14 protein-coding genes are annotated in these 10,371 nt (G+C 59.6%); 9 read left to right on the plus strand and 5 right to left on the minus strand.

What is annotated here, in order from left to right; translation table 11 throughout:
• Positions 1 to 101: 101 nt before the first annotated feature.
• Entirely contained in the window at positions 102 to 467 is a 366-nt protein-coding gene (locus AC07N8_RS29220) for a hypothetical protein (protein ID WP_483842682.1), read from the minus strand.
• 246 nt (positions 468 to 713) lie between these two features.
• Here AC07N8_RS29220 and AC07N8_RS29225 point away from each other — a divergent pair, with 246 nt between their 5' ends.
• Together AC07N8_RS29225 and AC07N8_RS29230 are read left to right on the plus strand one after the other, a co-directional pair.
• Entirely contained in the window at positions 714 to 1,532 is an 819-nt protein-coding gene (locus tag AC07N8_RS29225) for a shikimate 5-dehydrogenase (RefSeq protein ID WP_483842683.1), read from the plus strand.
• Between the two features lie 24 nt (positions 1,533 to 1,556).
• A complete protein-coding gene (locus tag AC07N8_RS29230) occupies positions 1,557 to 2,075 on the plus strand; it encodes a cupin domain-containing protein (protein ID WP_483842684.1) in 519 nt (172 codons plus the stop codon).
• 130 nt (positions 2,076 to 2,205) lie between these two features.
• Here the strand turns inward: AC07N8_RS29230 and AC07N8_RS29235 are convergent, their stop codons facing one another.
• Positions 2,206 to 2,853 (minus strand): YceH family protein, encoded by a 648-nt coding sequence (locus AC07N8_RS29235; RefSeq protein WP_493147199.1) that lies wholly within the window; start codon positions 2,851 to 2,853, stop codon positions 2,206 to 2,208.
• 228 nt (positions 2,854 to 3,081) lie between these two features.
• Between AC07N8_RS29235 and AC07N8_RS29240 the strand changes: the two genes are divergently transcribed.
• Positions 3,082 to 3,591 (plus strand): DUF1993 domain-containing protein, encoded by a 510-nt coding sequence (locus AC07N8_RS29240; protein WP_027925391.1) that lies wholly within the window; start codon positions 3,082 to 3,084, stop codon positions 3,589 to 3,591.
• Between the two features lie 195 nt (positions 3,592 to 3,786).
• On the opposite strand, the gene sstT is transcribed toward AC07N8_RS29240, so the two are convergent.
• Positions 3,787 to 5,019 (minus strand): serine/threonine transporter SstT, encoded by a 1,233-nt coding sequence (sstT, locus tag AC07N8_RS29245; RefSeq protein WP_483842686.1) that lies wholly within the window; start codon positions 5,017 to 5,019, stop codon positions 3,787 to 3,789.
• A 378-nt stretch (positions 5,020 to 5,397) separates the two neighbouring features.
• On the opposite strand from sstT, the gene AC07N8_RS29250 reads away from it, so the two are divergent.
• Positions 5,398 to 6,552: an MFS transporter gene (locus AC07N8_RS29250; protein ID WP_027925389.1), complete on the plus strand. Its 1,155-nt coding sequence runs from the start codon at positions 5,398 to 5,400 to the stop codon at positions 6,550 to 6,552.
• Positions 6,553 to 6,555: 3 nt separating this feature from the next.
• On the opposite strand, the gene nhaR is transcribed toward AC07N8_RS29250, so the two are convergent.
• Positions 6,556 to 7,455 carry a transcriptional activator NhaR gene (nhaR, locus tag AC07N8_RS29255; RefSeq protein WP_483842687.1) on the minus strand — a complete coding sequence of 300 codons (900 nt, stop codon included), beginning with the start codon at positions 7,453 to 7,455 and terminating at the stop codon, positions 6,556 to 6,558.
• Positions 7,456 to 7,590: 135 nt separating this feature from the next.
• Here nhaR and AC07N8_RS29260 point away from each other — a divergent pair, with 135 nt between their 5' ends.
• Both AC07N8_RS29260 and AC07N8_RS29265 read left to right on the plus strand, forming a co-directional pair.
• Positions 7,591 to 7,833, plus strand: coding sequence for a hypothetical protein (locus tag AC07N8_RS29260; RefSeq protein WP_140667852.1), 243 nt, complete (start codon positions 7,591 to 7,593; stop codon positions 7,831 to 7,833).
• Between the two features lie 26 nt (positions 7,834 to 7,859).
• Positions 7,860 to 8,609: a TerC family protein gene (locus AC07N8_RS29265; RefSeq protein ID WP_140667851.1), complete on the plus strand. Its 750-nt coding sequence runs from the start codon at positions 7,860 to 7,862 to the stop codon at positions 8,607 to 8,609.
• Between the two features lie 75 nt (positions 8,610 to 8,684).
• On the opposite strand, the gene AC07N8_RS29270 is transcribed toward AC07N8_RS29265, so the two are convergent.
• Positions 8,685 to 8,852: a hypothetical protein gene (locus AC07N8_RS29270; protein WP_493147202.1), complete on the minus strand. Its 168-nt coding sequence runs from the start codon at positions 8,850 to 8,852 to the stop codon at positions 8,685 to 8,687.
• A 222-nt stretch (positions 8,853 to 9,074) separates the two neighbouring features.
• Here AC07N8_RS29270 and AC07N8_RS29275 point away from each other — a divergent pair, with 222 nt between their 5' ends.
• The 3 genes from AC07N8_RS29275 to AC07N8_RS29285 all read left to right on the plus strand — a co-directional run bounded on the left by AC07N8_RS29275 (position 9,075) and on the right by AC07N8_RS29285 (position 10,281).
• Positions 9,075 to 9,746 carry a cysteine peptidase family C39 domain-containing protein gene (locus tag AC07N8_RS29275; protein ID WP_483842689.1) on the plus strand — a complete coding sequence of 224 codons (672 nt, stop codon included), beginning with the start codon at positions 9,075 to 9,077 and terminating at the stop codon, positions 9,744 to 9,746.
• A 95-nt stretch (positions 9,747 to 9,841) separates the two neighbouring features.
• On the plus strand, positions 9,842 to 10,048 hold the full coding sequence (locus AC07N8_RS29280) for a DUF6021 family protein (RefSeq protein WP_027925384.1): 207 nt from the start codon (positions 9,842 to 9,844) through the stop codon (positions 10,046 to 10,048).
• Between the two features lie 17 nt (positions 10,049 to 10,065).
• The gene (locus AC07N8_RS29285; RefSeq protein WP_483842691.1) at positions 10,066 to 10,281 is read left to right on the plus strand and encodes a hypothetical protein; all 216 of its coding nucleotides are present in this window, start codon (positions 10,066 to 10,068) and stop codon (positions 10,279 to 10,281) included.
• Positions 10,282 to 10,371 lie beyond the last annotated feature (90 nt).

Consider the following 10,371-nt stretch of genomic DNA (forward strand, 5'->3'; position numbering starts at 1 on the left):
AGGACGGTGAAGATCTCAAAGACCCGGTTTCCAGTGGACCGTAAGGCTGCTCCGCTTAAGTGAACAGCATTACGCTGTTGAGGCGGGGCTTATTAGATGTGTTACCAGTGGCCATAACCACGTCCGTAATAACCACGCGGGGCGTAATAACCACGTGGCGGGCCGTAGTAAGCCGGCGGTGGCCCGTAATAGACCGGCTGTTGCACATAGACCGGTGCTGGCTGGTAATAAACCGGTGGTGGCTGTTGTACGTAGACCGGCGCTGGCTGGTAAACCGGTTGAGGTTGTACGTAGACCGGCCGATTGGCGTTAATCAGGGCCGAACCGACGATGGCCGTGCCCACTAGCGCGCCAAAGACCGCTGGACCTTGCCAGCAATTACCACAACCACCGCCATGGGCTTGTGCCTGTCCTGCGATAGCGAGTGCGCCGATCAGCAAGGCTACTGTGGGGATTTTACGGATCATGATAATTCCTCGGTTCTTCGACCCGGCGTTTGCGTCTGCAATAGACCCAAACATTGTCGCGGGGATACTTCTAAGACAGCGTTTTTTGGAAAATCAGCACAGCAAAAAGGTAAATTTTGTGTAAGGTCTGTACCGGTTTCCTGACGGGTTCGCACCAGCGTCCGCCGCCATGCCGTTATGATCGAACAGACCCGATGGAATGGCTAATCCCGTCTATCTGAAAGTGCTTTAGAAGGAGAAAGTTTCATGCAGATGAACCCCAACCGAGACACCCAGCTGTGCATGTCGCTGTCCGGGCGCCCCGGCAACTTCGGCCTGCGCTTTCACAATCATCTGTACGAACAATTGGGCCTGAATTTCTACTACAAGGCCTTCAGCAGCCAGGACCTGCCCGGCGCCGTGGGCGGTATTCGCGCGTTGGGCATTCGTGGTTGCGGCGTGTCGATGCCTTTCAAGGAAGCGTGCATTGCGCTGGTGGATGAATTGGACGCCTCGGCGGCGGCCATTCAGTCGATCAACACCATCGTCAACACTGGCGGCCACTTGAAGGCCTACAACACCGATTACATTGCCATCGAGCAACTGCTCAAAAAACACCAAGTGCCCAAGGATTCGACGTTTGCCTTGCGCGGCAGCGGTGGCATGGCCAAGGCCGTGGCCAGCGCGTTGCGCGACGGCGGTTACAAGAACGGCTTGATCGTCGCCCGCAATGAGCGCGCCGGTCGTGCTTTGGCGCAGTCATTGGGGTATCAATGGCAAGCGGAATTGGGTGCTCAGCGCCCACAAATGCTGATCAACGTCACGCCAATCGGCATGACGGGCGGCCCGGAGGCCGATCAACTGGCATTCGATGCTGAAACCATTGTCGCTGCCGAGACTGTCTTCGATGTGGTGGCGATCCCCTCGGAAACACCGCTGATCGTGCGCGGTCGTGCTGAAGGCAAACGGGTGATTACCGGGTTGGAAGTGATCGCCATTCAGGCGTTGGAGCAATTCGTGCTGTACACCGGCGTCCGGCCGACCGATGAGCAGTTTCACAAAGCCGTGGAATTCGCCCGCAGCTAGGACCCGCAGCCAGGAGAAGCCCCCATGCATCCGCGCATTCTCAATCTGAACCAGGTCGACCTTGAACCGTTGCCCGAAGCCATGGCGCCCACCGGCGATACGGCGGGCCGTTACCAGCAGCGAATGGCCCGCGTTGGTCAGCAATTGGGCGCGCAGAAGCTGGGGTATCGGCTGTATGTGCTGGAACCGGGCATGCGCGGCAGTCCGTTTCACAGCCATCGGGTCAATGAGGAGATGTTTTACGTCGTTGCTGGGGAAGGGGAGGTGCGCCTCGGTGCCGAGCGTTTCCCGATCCGCGCGGGCGACGTGATCGCCTGCCCGCCGGGTGGCCCGGAAGCGGCGCACCAGATCATTAACACCAGCGCCGGGGAGCTGCGCTATCTGGCGGTCAGCACCCAGCAATCGCCGGAGATTTGCGAGTACCCCGATTCCGGTAAATACGCGGTGATGGACGATTTCAAGGTCGATGCCGAGGGCAATGCCTCAGGCTTCGTCGCCATCGCCCGGCCGGGTGACGGTGTGGATTACTGGGACGGTGAGTAGCCCTAGCCCCCGCCCAACCCACTGTGGGAGCGAGCCTGCTCGCGAAGACGAAGTGTCAGTCAACGTCGATTTTGGATGTGCTGGCCTATTCGCGAGCAGGCTCGCTCCCACATCGATTTGTGTGGACTGACTATTCGAGGCGGGCCAGGCGTTCTTCCAGTGCGGCGATCCGCGCTTCGAGCTCTTCGATCCGTTCTACCGACACACCACCAGAAGCCCCACGTTCCACCGTGTTCTGCCGCGCCGCCAGAATTACCTCGATATCCGCCGGGTCACCCAGCGCATGCATGTAGCGGTCTTCCCGCTGTCCGGCCTGCTTCGGGATCAATAACGCCAATCCCCGGGCAATCAGCCGCTCCAGCTGATGCACCACTTGTTCGGTGTCTTCAAATTCATGCATGCGCCCGCTGCGGGTCAGCAGTTCATTGACCGTCTGCGGACCGCGCAAGAACAACAACCCCGTCAGAATCACCTGCGCCGGCACCAGTTCCAGCGCCTTGTCGACCTTGTGCTCCCAGCGATCCGCGCGGCTGCCCATCACCAGTTTGGTGAAGCCACGTCCTTCCAGCGCCCGCAGGCTCTGGCCGACCTGGCCCTGGGTCAGGTTCATCACCGGTTCGCGGCTGGTTTTCTGGTTGCAGGCGATCACGAGGGCATTGAGGGTCAGCGGATACGTTTCCGGGCTGGTGGCCTGTTTCTCGATCAGCGAGCCCAAAATGCGGATTTCCGTGCTGTTGAGCCGTGGCTCGTCGAAGGTCGTCTCTTGCTCAGTGCTCATGGTCTGCATCCTTACCTGATTCATGTTTATCACGTGCGTGGATGCACTTTAGATTGGCGGGCGCCAATGGCAACAGAATTCGTCGTGTCGCTGGGGGACGATGATGGTGATGACTTCAGCCGTTCCAGCGGCGAAGGTGCACTGCAGCGCAAAAAGACCCCTCCCGGGAGGGGCGGGCATGGCTATAATCGGCCGACGTTTCCCCTCCTGTTACCACACGAGACTGCCATGACCATTTCCCTGTACGACGCCTCCGTCCCTGTTTTCAAGCAAATGCTCACCGCTCTCAGCGATGTGCTGAACAAGGCCGAAGCCCACGCCACCGCCAAGAACATCGACCCGAACGCGTTCCTGCAAGCCCGTCTGTTCCCGGACATGTTCCCGCTGGTGCGTCAGGTGCAGATCGCCGTTGATTTCGCCAAAGGCGTTTCTTCGCGTCTGGCTGAAGTTGAAGTGCCGAAGTACGAAGACACCGAAACCACTTTCGCCGAGCTGCAAGCGCTGCTGACCAAGGTTCTGGCCTACATCGCCGAGATCAAGCCGGAGCAGATCAACGGCAAGGAAGGCATCGAGATCGTGACCCGTCCGGGCACTCCTAAAGAGAAGCGCTTCAGTGGCCAGGCTTACCTGCTGAGCTACGGTTTGCCGCAGTTCTTCTTCCACGTGACCACTGCTTACGCATTGCTGCGTCACAACGGCGTGGAAGTGGGCAAGCGCGATTACATGGGCGCGTTCTAAACCGCCCGGGTACACAAAAAAGCCCCCGCAGCCATTGGTTGCGGGGGCTTTTTCATAAGTACGCATTCCTCACCAACACCACACACCCCTGTGGGAGCGAGCCTGCTCGCGAAAGCGGTGTGTCAGTCAACGGTTTTGTTGTGGCTGGCGGCCTCTTCGCGAGCAGGCTCGCTCCCACAGGTTTTGCGATCTTGATCAGGCCAGGCGTTCAGCTTTGCGCTCTTCACCCAGGCAAGCCGCCGCCGTGAACAGCACATCAGTGGACGAGTTCAGCGCCGTCTCCGCCGAGTCCTGCAACACGCCGATGATGAAACCAACCGCGACCACCTGCATGGCAATCTCGCTCGGGATGCCGAACAGGCTGCACGCCAGCGGAATCAGCAACAACGAACCACCTGCCACACCCGACGCGCCACACGCGCAAATCGCCGCAACGACGCTCAACAGGATCGCGGTCGGAATGTCCACGGCGATACCCAAGGTATGCACCGCCGCCAGGGTCAGCACGGTGATGGTGATCGCCGCGCCGGCCATGTTGATGGTCGCTCCCAGCGGGATCGATACCGAGTAGGTGTCTTCGTGCAGGCCCAGGCGCTTGCTCAATTCCAGATTGACCGGAATGTTCGCTGCCGAGCTGCGGGTAAAGAAGGCGGTGATGCCGCTCTCGCGCAGGCACATCAGCACCAGCGGATACGGGTTGCGGCGCAGTTTCCAGAACACGATGATCGGGTTCATCACCAGCGCCACGAAGAGCATGCAGCCGAGCAGCACGGCCAGCAAATGCGCGTAGCCGATCAAGGCGCCGAAACCGGAGGTGGCGAGGGTCGAGGCCACCAGGCCGAAAATCCCCAGCGGGGCAAAACGAATCACCAGGCGCACGATCACGGTCACGCCGTTCGACAAGTCGCCCAGCACTTCACGGGTGGTGTCGCCAGCATGGCGGATGGCGACGCCCATGCCGATGGCCCAGGCGAGGATGCCGATGAAGTTGGCGTTCATCAGCGCGCTGACCGGGTTATCGACCACGCTCAGCAGCAGGCTTTGCAACACTTCGCCGATACCGCCCGGTGCGGTGACCGCAACGTCGTGGGTGGAGAGCACGAGGCTGGATGGGAACATCATGCTGGCCACGACTGCGACCACCGCCGCCGCGAACGTGCCGAGCAAATACAGGAACAGAATCGGCCGGATATGGGTTTCCTGGCCGTGCTTATGGTTGGCGATCGACGCCATGACCAGCACGAACACCAGAATAGGCGCGACGGCTTTCAGCGCCGAGACAAACACCTTGCCGATAAACGCAGTGGACTTCGCCACTTCAGGCGCAAACAGGGCCAGGGCAATGCCGGCGATCAGGCCGATGATGATTTGCGTGACCAGGCTGGTGCGTTTAAGGCGTTGCAATAGAGAAGGGGATGAAGCAGTCATAAAACAGCATCTCTGATTTTTTATAGGAGCAGGGTTTCGCAGGTGTGCGGCAACATACAGGGCAGGCCGCAGGCGGGAAACCGGAAAGGAAACACAGGGTGTAACGCGCTGATTACCTGTGGCGAGGGAGCTTGTCCCTCGCCACAGGTTTAGTGTCTCGGCTTAACAGGGTGTACGTTTTTCAGGGCGCGGACTTTATCACAGCGCAGGATCGATCCTTCAGACCTGTGACGATCTGCCACCCGCGCAATCAACCAGATATGCAGGTTCGTGCAACCCGGTTTGGACACACTCTGTTAAGATTCGCCATCCTCATTTTCAAGTCTGCCAGTGGGCCTTCGGGCTATTCGCTGGTGTCGTCGTTTTCTGGAGTTGTGCATGCTGTTGCCCATTCTTCTGTTGTCTGCCGCCGGTTTCACGGTGCTGACCACGGAATTCGTCATCGTCGGCCTGTTGCCGGCCATCGCCCGCGACCTTGAAGTCAGCATCCCGCAAGCGGGTTTGCTGGTGACATTGTTCGCCTTCACCGTCGCCGCCTTCGGGCCGTTCCTGACCGCGTACTTCGCCCGGTTTGAACGCCGCAAGCTGTTCATCTCGGTGCTGATCATGTTCGGTCTGGCCAATACCCTCGCGGCGTTTGCGCCGAACATCTGGGTTATGGCCTTCGCCCGGTTGATTCCCGCACTCGGCTTGCCGGTGTTCTGGGCGCTGGCCAGCGAGACGGCGGTGGACATTGTCGGGCCGGACTACGCCGGGCGGGCCATCGCCAAGATTGGTTTCGGCATTGTCTGCGCCACGGTGTTCGGCATTCCGGTGGGCACGCTGATTTCCGATGCATTCGGCTGGCGCAGCGCATTTGGCATTCTGGCGGTCATCGCCTTTGCCAAGGCCTTGCTGCTGTTTATCTACCTGCCCAAAACCAACCTGCACCAGCATCAGGTGAGTTTCCGTTCGCAATTCAAGATCCTGCGCAGCCCGTTGATGATCGGCCATGTGCTGCTGTCGATTGTGGTCTTCAGCGGCATGTTTACCGCTTATACCTACCTGGCGGACATCCTTGAGCGCCTCGCCGGTTTCAACGGCACGGTGGTCGGCTGGTGCCTGATGGGCTTCGGCGCAGTCGGGCTGATCGGTAACTCGCTGGGTGGTCGCGCGGTGGACCGTCATCCGCTGATTGCTTCAGTGATGTTCTGTGCATTCATGATTGCCGGCCTGGTGGCGCTGGTGCCGAATATTCATTCGCCCCTCGGACTGGCGGCGGCGATGGGCATCTGGGGCGTGACGCAGGCGGCGTTGTTCCTGGTCAGCCATGTGCGCCTGATGAAAGCGGCGCCTGAAGCGCCGGCATTCGCCGCGTCGCTGAACATTGCCGGGGCCAACCTCGGCATCGGCCTGGGCGCGATGGTCGGCGGTCGGGTGATCGACAATTTCGGTCTGCAAGGCCTTGGGTTCGCGGCCGCCGCGTTTATCCTTGCCTCGATCCTGCTGGCGATTGCGCTGATGACTTTCAAGCCGCGTGAAATCTGCGCCTGAGGTTTACAGTTCGGTGAACAGCTCGCGTCGGGCCCCTTCGGTAATGGCGACAATGCCGGGGTGCTTGACCTTGCGTTCCACTGAAATGGCGTAGAACGACTCGGTCACGGCGTCGGTCTGGCCAATCACCTCCACGCCATATTGGCGTTTCACTTCATCGGCAATCACGCTCGGGCCGATGAAGATCCCGCTGCCGGACTGACCAAACGCCTGCATCAACGCGCTGTCATCGAACTCGCCGACAATGCGCGGCTGGATCTGCTGCTCGGCGAACCAGCGCTGCAACCGGTTACGCACCACGGTTTCCGGCCCCGGAATCAACAGCGGTGCGCCGTGCAGGCTGCGCGGGAAATCCTGGCCGTACTGCGCGGCCAGTTCCGTCGTGGCAAAGAAGCTGATCCCGCATTCCCCGAGTTTCTGGCTGTAGCCCTTGATGTCGAGGTGCGAGGGCATCGGACTGTCGGAAATCACCATGTCCAGGCGCTGAATCGCCAGGTCGGCGAGCAACCGTTCGAGTTTGTCTTCGCGGCAGGTGATGCGCAGCGGCTCGCTCAACTCCATGGTCGGCGCGATCAGCCGATACACGATGGACTTGGGCACGACGTCCGCGACACCGACCCGAAACTGAATCTGCTGCTCGTTGGGCTGTGCTCGCAACATCAATTCCAGTTCGCCACCCAGCTGAAACATCTGCTCGGCGTAGGGCAGGGCCTGACGGCCTGCTTCGGTGAGTTCCAGTTGCCGGCCTACCCGTCGAAACAGTTCGATGCCGTAGGTTTGCTCAAGCAGGGAAATCTGCCCGCTGATGGTCTGTGGTGTCAGGTTTAGCTGCTCGCAGGCGCGCACGATGCTGCCGGTCTTGGCCACCACCCAGAAGTAATGCAATTGCCGATAGTTGAGCATGACGGTCTACAGTTCGTAAAAACCGAAGTATAACCGCTAAAAATACGAATTTTCCTGAAGTGTCTGCCTCCCTAGAATGCATCGCTATCAACGGGCCATCGTTTGGGTGCCGTTTGTTCTAACGAGGGAAGCATCATGAAGATCACCACCACGGCTGTGCTGTTCGCGTCTTTACTGGTACTGGCCGGTTGCGACCAGGCCGAAAAAAGCGCCCAGCAACTGATGGGCAAGGCCGCTGAAAGCGCCAAACAGGCCATCGACGATACGCACAAAGCCGCCGAACAAGCGCTCAGCGACGCCACCGGCGGCCTGATCAGCAAGAAAGAATCAGCGGGCGAAGACAAAGAAAAAACCGAAGCTTCGTCCCAGGAAATCTAACGTCTAATACGAGTCAGGACTGACCCATGGAATACCTTTTAGAACTTGCTGCAAGCCCTACCGCCTGGGTCGCCCTGGCCACGTTGATTGTCATGGAGATCGTGCTCGGCATCGATAACCTGATCTTCATCTCGATCCTGACCAATAAACTGCCCGAGCAACATCGGCAGAAAGCCCGCCGCATCGGTATCGGCATGGCGCTGATCCTGCGTCTGGGTCTGCTGAGCACCATCGCGTTTATCGTCCAGTTGACGGCGCCTGTGATCGAAATCCTCGGCCACGCGTTCTCCTGGAAGGACATGATCCTGATTGCCGGCGGCCTGTTCCTGTTGTGGAAAGCCACCACCGAGATCCATCACAGCATGGACCCGGCACCGGAAGATCCGAAGTCGGCGACGTCGACCGTGACCCTGGGCTTTGCCGCTGCAATCGGTCAGATCCTGATGCTGGACATGGTGTTCTCCATCGACAGCATCATCACCGCGGTCGGCATGACCGAGCATTTGCCGATCATGATCATTGCGGTGGTGGTGTCGGTACTGGTGATGTTGCTGGCGGCTGATCCGTTGGCCAAGTTCATCAACGACAACCCGACGGTGGTGATGCTGGCGCTGGGCTTCCTGATCATGATCGGCATGACGCTGATCGCCGAAGGCTTCGGCGCTCACGTACCGAAAGGCTACGTCTACGCGGCCATGGCGTTCTCGGCAACGATCGAGTGCTTGAACATGATGTCGCGTCGAGCCAAACAGAAGCGCATCACTGCTGATGCTTGATCGGCTGTAAATGAAAAGGCCGCCTGAATACGAAAGTGTTCAGGCGGCCTTTTTTTTGAAGACGAAAAATGCCACTCAGTGCACGGTGGCGTGACGGGCATCGGACTTTTCGTTGGTTTCCTGTGGTGTTGATTGAATCGGGTGATGGTGCCGCCGGGTAATGCGCAGGACTCCCCACAACATGGCGGCGGCAACGGCCAGCCAGCCGGAAATCAACATCACGATCGTCATTGTCAGGCTCATCGTGCCTCCTCTTTGCCCTGCATCGGGCACACACGCTATGCAACTGACAGTCTAGTCGGTGCTGTGTGTCAGACAATTGACCAAAGGTCGCCTGTCACTAACCAGTTCGCTCTATCGAATGCACGCAACTGCCGGTTAAGGCTATACCGGCGTCGCGCGGCATCCTATGATCCACAGCTTAGCCGGGAGCCTGTTGCCCGGCGTCTGAACAAGAGAGTGAAGATGGAGCGGGTATTTTCTCGAATTCGCATGGTGGCGCTGATTGTGGGCTGTGTGGCCGGGTTGGCGGGGTGCGCCGGGAGCGTTGCGCCTGAGATCAAGCGTCTGCCGGAGCGGGTGGAACTCAGCGGGACGTTTTATCGCGGGCAAGCCTTTCAAAGCGGACCGCAAGTGCTGGCCAGCCTGTTGGCCCAGCAGGGCATAGTCATTACCCCGGGTTTGCTGGAAAAACCGCTGCATTTGCCGGGCGCCGAGGACCAGTTGCAGCAGAACATGCAGAACCTGGCCCGCGAATACGGGATGGTGGTGTATCCCCTCGACAGCACGTTGCCCGCACTGCTGACTCAGGTTGCCGCCGGCTATCCGGTGATGGTGCGCTTCACTGAGGGCACCGCACTCTGGGCTGAGCCGCGCTACGCCATTCTCGCCGGGTACAACCGCAAGAAGCAGACGGTGTTGCTGCGCGCAGGTATGAATCATCGGGACATGATGAGCTTCAGTTCGTTTGAGTCGTCGTTCAAGGACGCGGGTGGCTGGGCCGTGCTGATCCAGAAGCCGAACCAGATCCCGGTCAACGTCGACCAGCAGCGTTGGCTCAAGGCAGCGAATGATCTGGGGCAGGCTGGTCAGGAACAAGCGGCGGCGCGGGCCAAGAAGGCCCTGACCACGCAGTAGGCGTCCGTTCGTCATTCTGCAGGGCACTGCTGCGTTTGCCGGCTCTCTAAGGTGAAGGGCCAGGATTTGTCCGGGCCACATCCAAGGAGGCGCCCATGGCACATTCCACTACCCCTGTCGGCCCGCATTCGTCTGAGCACTCTTCGGGTGATGAGTTGGGTTTCGATCCCGATTCGCCGGACCTCGCCGATCCCCAGGTCGACCCCATCGGTCCCGCCAAGGCGCCCAGGGACGTGAAGCCGGGCGACAACCCCAAGGCGCCAGCGAAGCCTTACGACCCTCTCGCCGACCTGAAACCCTGAGCCCTGATGAGGTGCCTATGTCTACCGATTCGAGTTTCGACGATAAACGTCCGGACAGCGTCCCTACCACGCCGGAAGAAGATATCGACCCGGTGATGGATCCGGACAGCCCGCTGCGCGATCCTCTGGCCCGGCCGGTGGTGGTGCCGACAGAACATCCACACGGTTGGAGAGATCCGAGCAAAGGGGATGGCATTCCGGATGACGATCAGATGCCGCTGCCCAACGACTGACGAACACCAGACGAAAAAAAGGTTCTTCACGGAATCCCGGGAAACACAGAAACAAGAACGCCGATTTGATTGATGATGTTCGTGCGAGCA

It is taken from the genome of Pseudomonas sp. GW821-FHT10C09 (genome assembly GCF_059415465.1).

Excerpts from the sequence above, each read along its gene's own strand:
- AC07N8_RS29240 (WP_027925391.1), top strand. The coding sequence starts at position 3,082 with ATGACCATTTCCCTGTACGACGCCTCCGTCCCTGTTTTCAAGCAAATG.
- AC07N8_RS29260 (WP_140667852.1), top strand. The coding sequence starts at position 7,591 with ATGAAGATCACCACCACGGCTGTGCTGTTCGCGTCTTTACTGGTACTG.
- AC07N8_RS29285 (WP_483842691.1), top strand. The coding sequence starts at position 10,066 with ATGTCTACCGATTCGAGTTTCGACGATAAACGTCCGGACAGCGTCCCT.
- AC07N8_RS29230 (WP_483842684.1), top strand. The coding sequence starts at position 1,557 with ATGCATCCGCGCATTCTCAATCTGAACCAGGTCGACCTTGAACCGTTG.
- AC07N8_RS29220 (WP_483842682.1), bottom strand. The coding sequence starts at position 467 with ATGATCCGTAAAATCCCCACAGTAGCCTTGCTGATCGGCGCACTCGCT.
- AC07N8_RS29235 (WP_493147199.1), bottom strand. The coding sequence starts at position 2,853 with ATGAGCACTGAGCAAGAGACGACCTTCGACGAGCCACGGCTCAACAGC.
- nhaR (WP_483842687.1), bottom strand. The coding sequence starts at position 7,455 with ATGCTCAACTATCGGCAATTGCATTACTTCTGGGTGGTGGCCAAGACC.
- AC07N8_RS29275 (WP_483842689.1), top strand. The coding sequence starts at position 9,075 with ATGGAGCGGGTATTTTCTCGAATTCGCATGGTGGCGCTGATTGTGGGC.
- AC07N8_RS29250 (WP_027925389.1), top strand. The coding sequence starts at position 5,398 with ATGCTGTTGCCCATTCTTCTGTTGTCTGCCGCCGGTTTCACGGTGCTG.
- AC07N8_RS29280 (WP_027925384.1), top strand. The coding sequence starts at position 9,842 with ATGGCACATTCCACTACCCCTGTCGGCCCGCATTCGTCTGAGCACTCT.
- AC07N8_RS29225 (WP_483842683.1), top strand. The coding sequence starts at position 714 with ATGCAGATGAACCCCAACCGAGACACCCAGCTGTGCATGTCGCTGTCC.
- AC07N8_RS29265 (WP_140667851.1), top strand. The coding sequence starts at position 7,860 with ATGGAATACCTTTTAGAACTTGCTGCAAGCCCTACCGCCTGGGTCGCC.
- AC07N8_RS29270 (WP_493147202.1), bottom strand. The coding sequence starts at position 8,852 with ATGAGCCTGACAATGACGATCGTGATGTTGATTTCCGGCTGGCTGGCC.
- sstT (WP_483842686.1), bottom strand. The coding sequence starts at position 5,019 with ATGACTGCTTCATCCCCTTCTCTATTGCAACGCCTTAAACGCACCAGC.